Origin of the sequence: Micromonospora sp. WMMD1128 (assembly GCF_027497235.1) — a bacterium.
GTDB lineage: Bacteria > Actinomycetota > Actinomycetes > Mycobacteriales > Micromonosporaceae > Micromonospora.
The window spans coordinates 2459626-2474733 of sequence record NZ_CP114902.1 but is presented as its reverse complement, the minus strand read 5'-3'; the positions used below and the strand labels follow the sequence as shown (position 1 = coordinate 2474733).

The following is a 15108-nucleotide window of genomic DNA, read 5'->3' as shown; positions in this document are numbered from 1 at the left end:
TTGCCTTCCGCGCTAGTTGCCGTCACTTGAACCGGATGCCGATGAGGCGCTGGAGGAGGATGAACGCGAAGAGCAGCCCGCCGATCACGATCTTGGTCCACCAGGAGTTGAGGCTGCCGTCGAAGGTGATCAGGGTCTGGATGACGCCGAGCACCAGCACGCCGAGGACGGTGCCGAAGACGTATCCGGACCCGCCGGTGAGCACGGTCCCGCCGATCACCACCGCCGCGATCACGTCCAGCTCCATGCCGACGGCGATCAGCGGCGCGCCGGACAGCGTGTAGAACGACAGCAGAAGGCCGCCGATGGCCGAGCAGAGCCCGCTGATCGTGTAGACGGCGATCCGGGTCCGCCCGACCGGCAGGCCCATCAGCAGCGCCGACTGCGCGTTGCCGCCGACCGCGTACACGTTGCGGCCGAACCGGGTGTACGCCAGCACGTACGCGGCGACGAGCACCACCGCGAACGCGATGAGCACGCTGATCGAGACGAAGTTCCCGGCCGGGTTGCCGATGCGCTCCTGGGACATGCCGGTCCAGAAACCGTCGGTGATGGAGATCGAGGAGCCGCTGATGAACGTGCACATGCCCCGGGCGAAGAACATCCCGGCGAGTGTGACGATGAACGGTTGGATCTCGAAGAAGTGGATCGCGCAGCCCATCAGGAACCCGAGCGTGGGGCCGATGAGCAGCGCGATGACCAGCACCAGGGCCGCCGGCATGCCGTCGCGGAGCAGGGCGGCCGACACCATCGCGGTCATCGCGACCACCGAGCCGACGGACAGGTCGATGCCGCCGGTGAGGATCACGAACGTCATCCCGACCGCGACCACGAGAACGAAACCGTTATCGATGAAGACGTTGAAGATCACCTGGACGTTGGAGAAGGCGCGGTACTGGGACACGCCGATGCCGTACATGACCAGCAGCAGCGCGAGCGTGGCCAGGACCGGGACGTGTCGCCGGGGCAGGCTGGGCCGCCAGGACCGGACGGCGGACAACGACGTGCTGCTCATGCCGAAACCTGCTCCTTCTCCCGCTGCGGCGTGGCCGGACCGGGCTCGACGCCGCGCCGGCGCCGCCGGAACCGGGCCCGGAACGCCGGGGCCTGCACCAGGCAGACGGCGATGACGACGACGGCCTTGAACAGCAGCGACGTCTGTGGCGAGATGTTCATGGCGTACACGGTGGTGGTCAGGGTCTGGATGATCAACGCGCCGAGGACGGTGCCGCCGAGGGAGAACCGGCCGCCGGCCAGCGAGGTGCCGCCGATCACCACCGCGAGGATCGCGTCCAGCTCGATCCAGAGCCCCGCGGCGTTGCCGTCGGCGCTCGACACGTTCGCGGTGACCATGAAGCCGGCGAGCGCGGCGCAGGCGGCGCTGACCACGTAGACGAGGAAGACCACCCGGCGCGACCGGATGCCGGCCAGCCGGCTGGCCTCGGCGTTGCCGCCGACCGACTCCACGATCAGCCCGAGCGCGGTGCGGCGGGTGAACGCGGCCACCAGCAGCGCCGCGGCGAGCGCGATCAGGATGGCCAGCGGCAGGGTCAGGAAGTGCCCGAGCCCGATCGCCCGGTAGGGCTCGGAGTTGATCGTGATGATCTGCCCCTCGGTGACCAGCTGGGCGATGCCCCGGCCGGCCACCATCAGGATCAGCGTGGCGATGATGGGCTGGATGCCGATGACGGAGACCAGCACGCCGTTCCACGCGCCGAGCACGAGCGCGGCCCCGAAGGCCAGGGCCAACGCGGTGAGCACGGTGGACGGGCTGTTCTGGTCGGCCGACTCACTGATGTGCAGGCAGGCGATCGCGCCGCTGATGGCACAGAGCGAGCCGACGGACAGGTCGATGCCGCCGGTGGCGATGACCAGGGTCATGCCGAGCGCGACCAGGATCAGCGGCGCGCTCAACCGGAGGATGTCGATCGGCGTGCCGTACAGGTGGCCGCTCTTGACCTCCACGGCGAGGAAGCCGGGCCGGTAGACGGTGTTCGCGGCGAGCATCACCACGAGCACCAGGACCGGCCAGAACAGGCGGTGCCCGGTCAGCGGGCGGAGGCGGTCGGTGACGGTGTTCATCGGTTCACCTCCTCCCGGGGGGTTCCGCTGGCGATGGTGCGCATGACGCGGTCCGCGTCGAGCGAGCTGTCGTTGTCGAGCTGGGCGACCATCTCACGGTCGCGCATGACCGCGACCCGGTGGCTCAGGCGCAGCACCTCCTCCAGCTCGGCGGAGATGAACAGCACCGCCATGCCGCCGTCGGAGAGCTGCACCACCAGCTTCTGGATCTCGGCCTTGGCGCCGACGTCGATGCCGCGGGTGGGCTCGTCGAGGATGAGCAGGCGCGGCTCGGTGATGAGCCAGCGCGCCAGCAGCACCTTCTGCTGGTTGCCGCCGGACAGGTTGCGCACCGGCAGCTCCGGGTTCGCCGGCCGGATGCTGAGCGCCTCGACGTACTTCTGGACCAGCTCGTCCTGCCGGCGGCGCGGGATCGGCCGCAGCCAGCCGCGCGCCGCCTGCATCGCCAGGATCATGTTCTCCCGGACCGACAGCTCGGGCACGATGCCCTCGGCGCGGCGGTTCTCCGAGCAGAAGCCGATCCCCCGGCCGATGGCCTGGATCGGGGTACGCAGCGGGGCCCGGCCGCCGTCGACGAGGACCTGACCGTGGTCGGCGCGGTCGGCGCCGAAGAGCAGCCGGGCCACCTCCGTCCGACCGGAGCCGAGCAGACCGGCCAGCCCGACCACCTCACCGGCGTGGATGCGCAGGCTGAACGGGGCGACCGCGCCACGGCGGCCCAGCTCGGCGGCGTCCACGAGCGGGGCCTTGTCCGACGCGACGGTGGCGCGCTGCTGCTGCACGTCGAGCCCTTCCAGCACGTCCAGCTCCTGGCCGATCATCTTTTCCACCAGGCTGAACTGCGGCAGTTCCTCGGTCCGGTACTCCCCCACCAGGCTGCCGTTGCGCAGCACGGTGATGCGGTCGGCGATGTCGTAGACCTGGTCGAGGAAGTGGGTGACGAACAGGATCGCGATCCCGTCGTCCCGCAACTGGCGCATGATCCGGAACAACTGGGCGACCTCGCCGGCGTCCAGACTGGACGTCGGTTCGTCGAGGATGAGCACCCGGGCCTGGACGTCGATGGCGCGGGCGATGGCGACCATCTGCTGCACGGCGAGGGAGTATGTCCCGAGCTGCGCGCCGACGTCGAGGGCGAGGTCGAGCCGGGCCAGGAGCTGACGCGCCCGCCGGCGCATCTCGCCCCACCGCACGGCGCCCAGGCGGCGGGGTTCGCGGCCGATGAAGATGTTCTCCGCCACCGACAGGTTCGTGCAGAGGTTGACCTCCTGGTAGACGGTGCTCACACCGGCCGCGGCGGCCTGCATCGGCCCGCTGAACGACACCTGGTCACCGGCGAGCGTGACGACGCCGGCGTCGGTGCCGTAGACGCCCGTCAACACCTTGATCAGGGTGGACTTGCCGGCGCCGTTCTCACCCATGAGCGCGTGGACCTCGCCCGGGAACAGCCGGAAGTCGACGTCGTGCAGCGCGCGGACGCCGGGGAAGGACTTGCTGATTCCGGTCATGGTCAGGACCGGACGGTCACCCGTCATGCCATCGGACCTCTTCTGGGAACGTGGTGGCACGGGGGCCGCCGTCGGTGTGACGGCGACCCCCGGTGTGGATCAGTACTTGCGGTTGGGGAGGGCTTCCTTCGCCGTCGTCTGGGTGAAGGTGGTCTCCTCGGTCTCGATCCGGGCCGGCACCTCTTCGCCCGCCGCGACCTTCTTCGTCAGGTCCATGAGCTGCGGGCCGAGCAGCGGGCTGCACTCGGCGATGAAGTTGAACTTGCCGTCCGCCAGGGCCTGCATGCCGTCCTTCACCGCGTCGACGGTGATGATGGTGATGTCCTTGCCCGGCACCTTGCCGGCCGCGGTGATCGCCTCGAGCGCGCCCAGGCCCATGTCGTCGTTGTGCGCGAAGAGCACGTCGATCTTCGGGTTGGCCTTGAGGAACTGCTCCATCACCTGCTTGCCGCCGGCGCGGGTGAAGTCACCGGACTGCGACGCGACGATCTTGAGGTTGGGGTTGGCCGCGATGGCCTCGCCGAAGCCCTTCTTCCGGTCGTTGGCCGGCGCCGAGCCGGTGGTGCCCTGAAGCTCGACGATGTTCACCGGGCCGGTGGCGGACTTCTTCTCCTCCACCAGCCACTCGCCGGCGAGCCGGCCCTCCTTGACGAAGTCGGAGCCGAGGAACGTCTTGTAGAGCGACTTGTCGGCCGAGTCGACCGCGCGGTCGGTCAGGATGACCGGGATCTTCGCGTCCTTGGCCTCCTTGAGCACGGTGTCCCAGCCGGACTCCACCACCGGCGAGAAGGCGATCACGTCGACCTTCTGCTGGATGAAGTTCCGGATCGCCTTGATCTGGTTCTCCTGCTTCTGCTGCGCGTCGTCGAACTTCAGCTCGATGCCGGCCTCGCCCGCCGCCTCTTTGATCGAGGTGGTGTTGGCGGTACGCCAGCCGCTCTCCGCGCCGACCTGGGAGAAGCCCAGGACGAGCTTGTCGTCGCCGCCGCCGGAATCGCCGCCGGTGTCGCTGTTGCCGCAGGCGGCCATGCTGCCGGCGAGCAGCACGCCGGCAAGGGCCGCGATGACCGTACGGGTCATACTCCTGGTTCGCATCGTTCTCCTCGTGGGTGGGGTGATCCGGGCGCGCGACCGGCGGGGCCGGGGCGACCGGTTGTGGTGGTGGGATGAGAGGTGGTGCTGGTCGGGGTCACCCGGTGGGCGGGCGCTGGCCGTACACGTTCTGGTAGCGGTCGTGGAGCGCGTCGATGTCGGCCGGCGCGATCGGCAGCGGCTGCCCGAGCGCGCGGGCCAGGTGCGCCGTGCGAGCGACGTCCTCGCACATCACCGCGGCCTTGACCGCCGCGCGCGCGTCCTTGCCGATGGTGAAGACGCCGTGGTTGCGCATGAGCACCGCGGGTGACCGGTGCCCGGACAACGTGCTGACGATGCCCTTGCCGATGTCGTCGCCGCCGATCAGCGCGAACGGCCCGACCGGGATCTCGCCACCGAACTCGTCGGCCTGCGCGGTCAGCCAGCACGGGATCGACTCGCCCCGGGCCGCCCAAGCGGTGGCGTACCCGCTGTGCGTGTGCACGACGCCGCCGACCTCGGGCATCGCGCGGTAGACGTAGGCGTGCGCGGCGGTGTCGCTGGACGGCGAGCCGCCGCCGTCGACCACGACGCCGTTCAGGTCGCAGAGCACCATGGTGTCGGCGGTCAGGTCGTCGTAGTCCACCCCGCTCGGCTTGATCACCATGAGGTCCTGCCCGGGGACCCGCGCGGACACGTTGCCGGCGGTCCAGGCGACCAGGTTGTAGCGGGTCAGCTCGCGGTGCAGGCCGGCGACCGTCTGCCGCAGCGCGGCGATCTGCCGGGCGACGTCGGTGTTCATCCGACCACCTCCAGGGTCGAGTCGTGCGGCGCCGCGGCGGCGTCCACCGCCGCGTTCCGGATCGCCCGCAGGCGGAGCATGACGTCGTTCCCGCCGCGACCGAAGTGGTCGTGCAACGCCCGGTATTCGGCGTAGAGCGCGTCGTAGGCGCGGACGTTGTCCGGGATCGGCCGGTAGACGCCCTCGTCGACCCGGCCCATGGCCGCCGACGCCTCGTGCACCGTCGGGTACGCCCCGGCGGCGACCGCGGCGTGGATGGCGGACCCGAGCGCCGGCCCCTGGGCCGAGCCGATGATGCCGAGCGGCCGGTTGGTGACGTCGGCGTAGATCTGCATCAGCAACCGGTTCGAGGTCAGCCCGCCGGCCACCACCAGGTCGTCGACCGGCACGCCCGCCTCGGCGAACGCCTCGATGATCATCCGGGTGCCGTAGGCGGTGGCCTCCAGCAACGCGCGGTAGACGTCCGCCGGGCGGGTGGCCAGGGTCAGCCCGACGACGAGCCCGCTGAGGTCGTGGTTGACAAGCAGCGAGCGGTTGCCGTTCCACCAGTCCAGCGCCACCAGGCCGTGCGCGCCGACCGGCTGGGCGGCGGCCAGTTCGGTGAGCCGCTCGTGCGAGTCCAGGCCGGCCGGGGCGGCATGCCGCACGAACCAGCCGAAGATGTCCCCCACGCCGCTCTGCCCGGCCTCGTAGCCCCAGGCGCCGGGGCTGATGCCGCCGTCGACCACACCGCACATCCCGGGCACCTCGGCCGGGTGGGTGCCGTTGAGCACGTGGCAGGTGGAGGTGCCCATGATGGCCACCAGCCGGCCCGGGTGCAGCGCCTGGGCGGAGGCGGAGGTGACGTGCGCGTCGACGTTGCCGACCGCGACCGCGATGCCCTCGGGCAGCCCGGTCCAGGCGGCGGCGCGCGCGCTGAGCGTGCCGGCCCGGTCGCCGAGCGGCAGCAGCGGGCCGTCCAGCTTGGTCACGAAGTCGGTGAAGTCCGGGTCGAGCGCGGCCAGGTAGTCCGGTGACGGGTACTGGCCGTCCTGCCGGATGCCCTTGTAGCCGGCGGTGCAGGCGTTGCGGGTCTCCGCGCCGCACAGCTCCCACACGATCCAGTCGGCGGCCTCGATGAAGCGGTCGGCCCGTCGGTAGACCTCGGGGTCCTCGGCCAGGATCTGCAACCCCTTGGCGAACTGCCACTCGGCGGAGATCTTGCCGCCGTAGCGGCCGATCCACGGCTCGCCCCGCTCGTGCGCCAGGGCGTTGATCCGGTCGGCCTGCGGCTGCGCGGCGTGATGCTTCCAGAGCTTGACCCAGGCGTGCGGCCGGTGACGCAGCTCCGGCACCTCGCACAGCGGGGTGCCGTCGGCGAGCGTCGGCAGCACGGTGCAGGCGGTGAAGTCGGTGCCGATCCCGATCACCCGGGCCGGGTCCACGCCGGCGGCGGCCAGCGCGGCGGGCACCGCCTCGCGCAGCACGTCCCGGTAGTCGTCGGGATCCTGCAACGCCCAGTCCGGCGGCAGCGGCGGGCCGCCGTCGGGCAGGGCCGTCTCGATCACCCCGCGCCGGTATTCGTGCACCGCCGTGCCGAGTTCGGCGCCGTCGCGGACCCGCACCACGAGCGCCCGCCCGGACAGCGTGCCGAAATCGACCCCGATCACGTACCGGTCGGCCGCGTCCACCTCGCTCATTTGCACCTCTCCCGTGTCACGGAGTTAGTGTTAGCGCTCACATATACATCCGTCAAGACACCCGAACGCAACGGCTACGTAACGGGAACGGTCGCCGCGCGACACCCGCCGCGGACGGCGCGGGTACCGGCCCGCCCACCCCTCGCGCGAGATCCACGAGAGCGACCGGCGGTCGGCGGATCCGGACCCGCGCGCCGCAGTGTTAGCGAGAACAATCGATGCCTTGCGTGGACACTCGTCGATCATCCGCCCGCGCCCCGGTACGGACACCGGGCCAGCCGCCCGGCGGGCCGGCAGAGGGGCTCTCAACGGCACTTTTTCCGTCCGGCCGGGTTCCCGTCGACCCGGTCGGCAAGCGTTGCGAGACGCCTTCAACTATTTACACAGTTTGATGTCAGCGATAACATCCGCGGCATCACTGCACCGGCGTGCCGATCCCCGGGCGGACGCAACCGGCACGCAGCGAGGTGGCGGCCGGCGGCGTCCCGGCCATCGCCGAATCCACCACCGAAGAGCGGCTGCCGGCGGTCCACCGGTCCCCTCGACGCCACGGCCTCCCCGGTGCCCACCGACGATCCGTGGCACGGGCCGCGGCCGGCGGTCGCTCCCTGAAGGACGCCGGCTTCGTCGGCGCCCGTCAACCGAGGAGGACCTGTGCGCAGAAGGACACGATGGATGCTCGCCGCCCTGGGAGTGGCGGCGGTCGCCCTCGCGGCCACCGTCACCGACGGGGTCGTCACCCCGCACCCGGCGCGGGCGCTTGACAACGGTGCGGCTCGTACGCCGCCGATGGGGTGGAACAGTTGGAACACGTTTGGTTGCAATATCAGTGAGTCGTTGATCCGGCAGATGGCGGACGCGATGGTGAGTTCTGGTATGCGGGATGCCGGGTATGAGTATGTGGTGGTGGATGACTGTTGGATGAATCCGAATCGGGATTCGGCGGGGAATCTGCAGGGGGATCCGGGTCGGTTCCCGTCGGGGATGAAGGCCCTGGGTGACTACATTCATGCGCGGGGGTTGAAGTTCGGGATCTATCAGGGTCCGTTGACGAAGACGTGTGCGCAGTATTTCAACAGTTATCCGGGGTCGACGGGGGCGCAGGGGCATGAGGTGCAGGACGCGCGTCAGTTCGCGTCCTGGGGGGTGGACTATCTGAAGTACGACTGGTGTTCGCCGTCTGGGTCGATCGATGAGCAGGTGCGGGTGTTCAACCTGATGCGTGATGCCCTGGCGGGGACGGGTCGGCCGATCGTGTACAGCATCAACTCCAACAGTGTGCATTCGAAGACGGGTCCGCAGCGGGACTGGGGTGATGTGGCGAACATGTGGCGGACCACGGAGGACATCACGAACACGTGGAACTCGGGGCAGACCAACGGGTATCCGATGGGGATCCAGAACATCGTGGACGTGACGGTGCCCCTTGCGGGGCGGGCGAGGCCGGGGGCGTTCAACGACATGGACATGTTGGAGGTGGGTCGGGGTGGGATGACCGACACGGAGATGCGGAGTCATTTCGCGTTGTGGGCGGTGTTGGCGTCGCCGTTGATCGCGGGTAACGATCTGCGGAACATGAACGCGGCGACGCAGACGATTCTGAAGAATCCGACGTTGATCGGGATCAGTCAGGACGCGTTGGCGTTGCAGGCGGCGCAGGTGTCGTTCGACGGTACCCGCCGGGTGTTGGCGAAGCGGTTGGCCAACGGTGATGTGGCGGTGGCGTTGTTCAACCAGGGCAGTGGCACCACCACGATCTCCACCACCGCGGCGGCGGTGGGTAAGAGCGGCACCTCGTTCACGCTGCGCGATGCGTGGACCGACACGACGAGCACCACCTCCGGCGCGATCTCGGCGAGCGTCCCCGGCCACGGCACCGTCGTCTACCGGGTCAGCGGGGGCGGCACCACCACCCCGCCGCCCACCCCGACCACGTTCCGGCTGCGCAGCGAGTCGGCCGGCCGGTGCCTCGACGTCGACAACGGCGGCACCGCGAACGGCACCGGCACGCTGATCTGGGACTGCCACGGCAACCCGAACCAGCAGTTCACCGCCAGCGGGCAGACGCTCCAGGTGCTGGGCAAGTGCCTCGACGTGCCGACCAACGCGACCACCGGCACCCGGGTGCAGATCTGGGACTGCAACGGCGGCACCAACCAGCAGTGGACGTTCAACAGCAACGGCACGGTGAGCAACGGGCGCTTCCCGTCCCTGTGCCTGGACGTCGACGGCGGCGCCACCGCCAACGGCACCCGGGTGATCCTCTGGACCTGCCACGGCAACACCAACCAGCGGTGGAGCCGGGCGTGACCGTGCGGCCGGCCGGACGGCTTCCCCGCCGTCCGGCCGGCCGGCCGGGCTCAGCGGCTGCCCGCGGCGCGGCGCTTGTTCCAGATGTCGAACGCCACGGCGGCGAGAAGCACCAGGCCCTTCACCACCGACTGGATGGACTGGTCGACGCCCATGAGCTGCATTCCGTTGCTCATCACCGCCATGATCAGGCCACCGACCATCGCGCCGACGACGGTGCCGACCCCACCGGTCACCGCCGCGCCGCCGATGAAGGCCGCCGCGATCGCGTCCAGCTCGAACATGTTGCCGGCCGCCGGTTGGGCCCCGTTGGAGCGGGACGAGTAGATCACCCCGGCCACGGCGGAGAGGAAGCCCATGTTGACGAAGACCCAGAAGTTGACCGTCTTCACCCGCACACCGGACAGCGTCGCCGCCGGCAGGTTGCCGCCGATCGCGTAGACCTGACGGCCGAAGACGGTGCGGCGGGTGAGCAGGCCGTAGATGAGCACCAGCACGGCCAGGATGATCAGCACGATCGGCAGGCCACGCGCGTGGGCGAGCTGCCAGGCGAACCACATGACGACGGCGCCGACCACCACCACCCGGACGACGAACAGCGGGAACGACTCCACCGGCTGCTCGTGGCGGATCCGGGCCAGCCGGGTCCGGAAGACGCTCGCCGCGTACCCGACCACCGCGAAGACACCGATCAGCAGCGTGAAGGCGTCGAAGCCCTGCCCACCGAGGAGCCCGTTGAGGAAGCCGGCGGCGACCCGCTGGTATTCGGACGGGAACGGCGACAGCGAGATGTTGTCGAGCACACGCAGGGTCAGGCCGCGGAACAGCAGCATGCCGGCCAGGGTGACGATGAAGGCCGGGATCCCGGCGTACGCGACCCACAGGCCGTGCCAGGCGCCCACCGCGACGCCCACGGCGAGCGCGGCCAGGATGCCGACCCACCAGGGCATGCCCTCGCGGATCACCAGCACGGCGGAGACCGCCCCGGTGAGCGCCACCACCGAGCCGACGGACAGGTCGATGTGCCCGCCGATGATCACGATGACCATGCCGATCGCGAGCACCAGGATGTAGGAGTACTGAAGGACGATGTTGGTGAGGTTGCCGGGGCTGAGCGAGACGCCGTCGGTGAGGATCGCGAACAGCGCGACGATCACCACGAGGGCGATGTAGATGCCGCTCTGGCGCAGGTTGCCGAGGATCAGCGTCCGCGGGTCACTGGTCCCGGTGTGCAGGGTGGCGCCCGCCCCGGCGTCGGGCGCGGTGGCCTTCGGCGAGGTGGAGGGCTTCGTGCTGGTCATCCGACGAGATCCCTGTCCTTGGTCATGAGTTCCATCAGGTTCTCCTGGGTGGCCTCGCCCACCGGCAACTCCCCGGTGATCCGACCGGCCGCCAGGGTGTAGATGCGGTCGCACATGCCGAGCAGCTCGGGCAGCTCGGAGGAGATGATGACGACGGCCTTCCCGGCCGCCACCAGGCGGTTGACGATCGTGTAGATCTCGAACTTCGCGCCGACGTCGATGCCCCGGGTCGGCTCGTCGAGGATCAACACGTCCGGGTCGGTGAACAGCCACTTCGCCAGCACGACCTTCTGCTGGTTGCCGCCGGAGAGCTTGCCCACCACCGACATGACGGTGGGCGCCTTGATGTTCATCTCGCGCCGGCCCTGCTCGGCGACCTTGATCTCCTCGTTGCCGTCGATCCAGCCGTTGCGCGCGAGCTTGCCCAGCGCCGCGGCCGAGATGTTGCCCCGCACGTCGTCGATCAGGTTGAGGCCGTAGTGCTTGCGGTCCTCGGTCGCGTACGCGATGCCGTTGGCGATCGCCTCGGCCACCGTCCTGGTCCGCACCTCGCGGCCGTTGACGAAGATCCGGCCGGAGATGTCCCGGCCGTACGCGCGGCCGAACACGCTCATCGCCAGCTCGGTGCGGCCGGCGCCCATCAGCCCGGCGATGCCGACCACCTCGCCGGCGCGGACCGAGAGCGAGGCCCGGTCGACCACCAGCCGGTCCTGGGTCGGATGGCGCACCGTCCAGTCCTCGATCCGCAGCACCTCGTCGCCGGGCGTCGAGGTGCGGGTCGGATAGAACGCGGCGAGGTCGCGGCCGACCATGCCACGGATGATCCGCTCCTGGGTCGCCGTGCCGTCGCTCATGTCGAGCGTCTCGACCGTCCGGCCGTCCCGGATCACCGTGGTCGAGTCCGCGATCGCGGTGATCTCACCGAGCTTGTGGGAGATCATGATGCAGGTGATGCCCTGGTCCCGCAGCCGGCGCAGCAGGTCCAGCAGGTGCGCCGAGTCGACCTCGTTCAGCGCCGCGGTCGGCTCGTCCAGGATCAGCAGCCGCACCTTCTTGGACAGCGCCTTGGCGATCTCCACCAGCTGCTGCTTGCCCACGCCCAGTTGGATGACCGGGGTCAACGGGTTCTCGTCCAGCCCGACCGACCGCAGCAGCGCCGTGGCCTCGGCGTTGGTGCGGTGCCAGTCGATCAGCCCGCTGCGACCGCGCCGCTCGTTGCCGAGGAAGATGTTCTCCGCGATCGACAGGTACGGCACCAGCGCCAGCTCCTGGTGGATGATGACGACGCCGCGGGACTCGCTGTCCCGGATGCCCCGGAACTCGACCGGCTTGCCGTCGAGGACGATCTCGCCGTCGTAGCTGCCGGTCGGGTACACCCCGGACAGCACCTTCATCAGGGTGGACTTGCCGGCGCCGTTCTCGCCGCAGATCGCGTGGATCTCGCCGCGCCGGACGGCGAGCGAGACGTCCTGGAGCGCGGCCACTCCGGGAAAGGTCTTCGTGATGTTCCGCATTTCGAGGATGTGATCGCTCATGGAAACCGTCCTGCTCGTGGCCGTCGCGTCGGTGCGCCGGTGGACCCGGTGACGCGGTGCGCCACCGGGTCCGCCGCACGGATCAGCCGGCCCGGCCGGCGGCGACTTCCTGCTCGGTCAGGTAGCCGGAGTCGATCAGCGCCGACTTGATGTCTTCCTTGTAGACGGTCTGCACCGGCAGCAGGAACGCGGGCACGACCTTGACACCGTTGTCGTACGCCTTGGTGTCGTTCGCCTTGGGTTCCTCCTTCTTGAGGAACGACTCGGCGGCGGCCACGGCCTGTTCGGCGAGCAGACGGGTGTCCTTGAAGACGGTCGAGCTCTGGACGCCGTCGTTGATGAGCTTGACCGAGGCGACCTCGGCGTCCTGGCCGGTGATCACCGGCATCTTCTTGGCCCCGCCGCGGTAGCCGGCGTTCTGCAGGGCGGTGATGATGCCCCGGGAGATGCCGTCGAACGGCGACAGCACGCCGTCGATCTTGGTGCCGTCGTTGTAGCTGGAGGTGAGCAGGTCCTCCATCCGCTTCTGCGCGGTCTCCTGCTGCCAGCGCAGGATGGCCATCTGCTCGATCTTCGTCTGACCCGACTTCACCTTCAGCGTGCCGGCGTCGAAGTACGGTTTGAGCGTGTCCATCGCGCCGTTGTAGAAGAAGTGGGCGTTGTTGTCGTCGAGCGAGCCGGCGAACAGCTCCACGTTGAACGGACCGGTCGCGCTGCCCTTCGAGCCGTCCTTGTTCTGCAGCCCGAGGCCGACCAGGAGCGCGTTGGCCTGCGCCACGCCGACCTTGTAGTTGTCGAAGCTGACGTAGAAGTCGACGTTGGGGCTGTTGCGGATGAGCCGGTCGTAGGAGATGACCGGGATCTTCGCCGCCGCGGCGGCCTGGAGCTGACCGCTGAGCGCGGTGCCGTCGATCGGGGCGATCACCAGCACGTCCGCGCCCTGCGTGATCATCTGGTCGATCTGCTGCGACTGGGTGGGGATCTCGTCCCCGGCGTACTGCAGGTCGACCTTGTAGCCCTTGGCCTGGAGCTTCTCCTTCACCGAGTTGCCGTCGGCGATCCACCGCTCCGACGTCTGGGTCGGCATCGACACGCCGATCGTCAGGTCGCTGGGCTTGGCCGAGCTCTTGTCCTCGCCGCCACCCGCGCCGTCACCGCTGCACGCGGCCATGCTGACGGCGATCGCGACGCCGCCCAGCGCGGCCAGAAATCGTCTGCGCACGAGCTTTCCTCTCCCCTACGTACTCCACGAACCGCACAGGTATTCCTCCCGGCGAGTGTTAACGCTCACAAGTTGCAACGTCAACCGATCGGGCGAAACGCGCATGTCTCGTTCTCGTAACAAGACCGCCGTGCGGAGGAGAGGAAGCCGCGGGGCGGCGCGACGACGGGCCGTCGCACCGCCCCGACGGGCCGGTGGATTCAGGAAGCCGCGCAGGTCGGGGTCAGGCCCGACGCGCTGCCGTTGCCCTGGAACCCGAACTCGGCGCTCTGGCCGGCGCCGAGCTGGCCGTTGTAGTCCACGTTCGCGAACCGCACCGTGCCGGTGCTGCCACTGGCGGTCGCGCTCCACGTGTTGGTGACACTCGCGCCACCCGGCAACGTCAGGCTGACCGTCCAACCCCGGGTACCACCGGAACCGGCCGTCACCTTCACCGAAGCCACGAAACCGCCGGGCCACGAGTTCACCGACACCGACGCCGAACAACCACCCGTGCTCGGCGGCGGGGACGTCGTGCTCGGCGGCGGCGTGGTGGGACTCGGCGGCGGCGTGGTCGGGCTCGGCGGCGGGGTCGTCGGGCTCGGCGGCGGCGTGGTCGCGCCGGTGCCGTCGAAACCGAGGAACCGCACCGCCTGGGCGGCGTCGAACGGGATCGAGTGGCCGTAGCCCTGGAGGCTGATCGCCTCCACCGGCGGCATGCCACCGGTGCCGCCGTAGCGGGTCCGGGTGGCGCTGGCCTGCGGATAGTCGGTCATGCTCGGCGTCTGCGACACGCCCAACACGTTCGTCCACTGCTTGATCTGCTCGCCGAAGTTGACGTAGCTGAGCGTGGTGTCCGTGGTGCCGTGCCAGATCTGCATCCGGGGCCGCCGGCCGGTGTAACCGGGGTAGGCGTTGCGGACCAGGTCGCCCCACTGCTGCGGGGTCTTGGTGATCCGCCCGCCGGAGCAGTCGCTGTTCCACTCCGAGCCGTTGGTGGTGGCGAAGCAGCCGTACGGCACACCGGACGAGCTGACCCCGGCGTGGAACACGTCCGGGTACACGCCGGCCATCACGTTGGTCATCATCGCGCCGGACGACGCGCCGGCGACGCCGATGCGGGCCGGGTCGACCGGGTAGCGGCTCGTCACGTAGTCGATCATCGACTTGAGACCGACCGGGTCGCTGCCGCCACCGCGCCGCAGCGCCTGCGGCGACGACACGTCCCAGCACTTGCTGCTGCGGGTGACCGACGGGTAGATCACGATGAACCCGTAGCGGTCGGCCAACGGGCTGTAGCCGGAACCGGTGTGCATCGCCGGACCGCTGCCGGTGCAGTAGTGCAGGACCAGCAGCAGGGCCGGCCGGGCCGGGAGCCGGTCCGGCACGTACAGGTGCATCTGAAGGTTCGTCGGGTTGGTGCCGAAGTTGGTGACCTGGGTGAGCGCGGCGGCGGACGCCGGGCCGGCGGCGGTGACGACGGCGACCGCCGTCGTCAGGACCGTCGCCAGCACGGCCGCGAGCAGCGCGATCTTCGCTCTCATCGGCGGTTCCTCCATGGTGGGGTACGGACGGAGGCCGCCGGCCCGGCCCACGGTGACGTGGGCCGGGCCGGCGGG

General features: G+C 69.7%; 11 protein-coding genes. 1 reads left to right on the top strand and 10 read right to left on the bottom strand.

The annotated features are described in order from the left end of the window. Positions 1 to 22 precede the first annotated feature (22 nt). The 6 genes from yjfF to araB form a co-directional block, all read right to left on the bottom strand. Positions 23 to 1015: a galactofuranose ABC transporter, permease protein YjfF gene (yjfF, locus tag O7602_RS11365; protein WP_281588559.1), complete on the bottom strand. Its 993-nt coding sequence runs from the start codon at positions 1013 to 1015 to the stop codon at positions 23 to 25. Then, on the bottom strand, positions 1012 to 2082 hold the full coding sequence (locus O7602_RS11360) for an ABC transporter permease (RefSeq protein ID WP_281588558.1): 1071 nt from the start codon (positions 2080 to 2082) through the stop codon (positions 1012 to 1014). The genes yjfF and O7602_RS11360 overlap by 4 nt, the downstream gene beginning before the upstream one ends. Continuing rightward, positions 2079 to 3617, bottom strand: coding sequence for a sugar ABC transporter ATP-binding protein (locus O7602_RS11355; protein WP_281588557.1), 1539 nt, complete (start codon positions 3615 to 3617; stop codon positions 2079 to 2081). The genes O7602_RS11360 and O7602_RS11355 overlap by 4 nt, the downstream gene beginning before the upstream one ends. Before the next feature lie 72 nt (positions 3618 to 3689). Beyond that, complete coding sequence (locus tag O7602_RS11350) at positions 3690 to 4685, bottom strand: ABC transporter substrate-binding protein (RefSeq protein ID WP_281588556.1); 996 nt, start codon at positions 4683 to 4685, stop codon at positions 3690 to 3692. Between the two features lie 94 nt (positions 4686 to 4779). After that, complete coding sequence (locus O7602_RS11345) at positions 4780 to 5463, bottom strand: L-ribulose-5-phosphate 4-epimerase (protein WP_281588554.1); 684 nt, start codon at positions 5461 to 5463, stop codon at positions 4780 to 4782. Continuing rightward, positions 5460 to 7142 carry a ribulokinase gene (gene araB, locus O7602_RS11340; RefSeq protein ID WP_281588553.1) on the bottom strand — a complete coding sequence of 561 codons (1683 nt, stop codon included), beginning with the start codon at positions 7140 to 7142 and terminating at the stop codon, positions 5460 to 5462. Before araB ends, O7602_RS11345 begins: the two co-directional genes overlap by 4 nt. Before the next feature lie 789 nt (positions 7143 to 7931). On the opposite strand from araB, the gene O7602_RS11335 reads away from it, so the two are divergent. Beyond that, positions 7932 to 9452: a ricin-type beta-trefoil lectin domain protein gene (locus tag O7602_RS11335; RefSeq protein ID WP_281590253.1), complete on the top strand. Its 1521-nt coding sequence runs from the start codon at positions 7932 to 7934 to the stop codon at positions 9450 to 9452. Between the two features lie 50 nt (positions 9453 to 9502). Here the strand turns inward: O7602_RS11335 and mmsB are convergent, their stop codons facing one another. The 4 genes from mmsB to O7602_RS11315 all read right to left on the bottom strand — a co-directional run bounded on the left by mmsB (position 9503) and on the right by O7602_RS11315 (position 15033). Then, the gene (gene mmsB, locus O7602_RS11330) at positions 9503 to 10753 is read right to left on the bottom strand and encodes a multiple monosaccharide ABC transporter permease (RefSeq protein ID WP_281588551.1); all 1251 of its coding nucleotides are present in this window, start codon (positions 10751 to 10753) and stop codon (positions 9503 to 9505) included. Next, positions 10750 to 12288: a multiple monosaccharide ABC transporter ATP-binding protein gene (gene mmsA, locus O7602_RS11325; RefSeq protein ID WP_281588549.1), complete on the bottom strand. Its 1539-nt coding sequence runs from the start codon at positions 12286 to 12288 to the stop codon at positions 10750 to 10752. Before mmsA ends, mmsB begins: the two co-directional genes overlap by 4 nt. Positions 12289 to 12370: 82 nt before the next feature. After that, complete coding sequence (chvE, locus tag O7602_RS11320) at positions 12371 to 13510, bottom strand: multiple monosaccharide ABC transporter substrate-binding protein (RefSeq protein WP_281588547.1); 1140 nt, start codon at positions 13508 to 13510, stop codon at positions 12371 to 12373. A gap of 200 nt (positions 13511 to 13710) precedes the next feature. Further along, entirely contained in the window at positions 13711 to 15033 is a 1323-nt protein-coding gene (locus tag O7602_RS11315; protein WP_281588546.1) for a PHB depolymerase family esterase, read from the bottom strand. Between the last annotated feature and the right edge of the window lie 75 nt (positions 15034 to 15108).

Excerpts from the sequence above, each read along its gene's own strand:
- yjfF (WP_281588559.1), bottom strand. The coding sequence starts at position 1,015 with ATGAGCAGCACGTCGTTGTCCGCCGTCCGGTCCTGGCGGCCCAGCCTG.
- O7602_RS11360 (WP_281588558.1), bottom strand. The coding sequence starts at position 2,082 with ATGAACACCGTCACCGACCGCCTCCGCCCGCTGACCGGGCACCGCCTG.
- O7602_RS11355 (WP_281588557.1), bottom strand. The coding sequence starts at position 3,617 with ATGACGGGTGACCGTCCGGTCCTGACCATGACCGGAATCAGCAAGTCC.
- O7602_RS11350 (WP_281588556.1), bottom strand. The coding sequence starts at position 4,685 with ATGCGAACCAGGAGTATGACCCGTACGGTCATCGCGGCCCTTGCCGGC.
- O7602_RS11345 (WP_281588554.1), bottom strand. The coding sequence starts at position 5,463 with ATGAACACCGACGTCGCCCGGCAGATCGCCGCGCTGCGGCAGACGGTC.
- araB (WP_281588553.1), bottom strand. The coding sequence starts at position 7,142 with ATGAGCGAGGTGGACGCGGCCGACCGGTACGTGATCGGGGTCGATTTC.
- O7602_RS11335 (WP_281590253.1), top strand. The coding sequence starts at position 7,932 with ATGGGGTGGAACAGTTGGAACACGTTTGGTTGCAATATCAGTGAGTCG.
- mmsB (WP_281588551.1), bottom strand. The coding sequence starts at position 10,753 with ATGACCAGCACGAAGCCCTCCACCTCGCCGAAGGCCACCGCGCCCGAC.
- mmsA (WP_281588549.1), bottom strand. The coding sequence starts at position 12,288 with ATGAGCGATCACATCCTCGAAATGCGGAACATCACGAAGACCTTTCCC.
- O7602_RS11315 (WP_281588546.1), bottom strand. The coding sequence starts at position 15,033 with ATGAGAGCGAAGATCGCGCTGCTCGCGGCCGTGCTGGCGACGGTCCTG.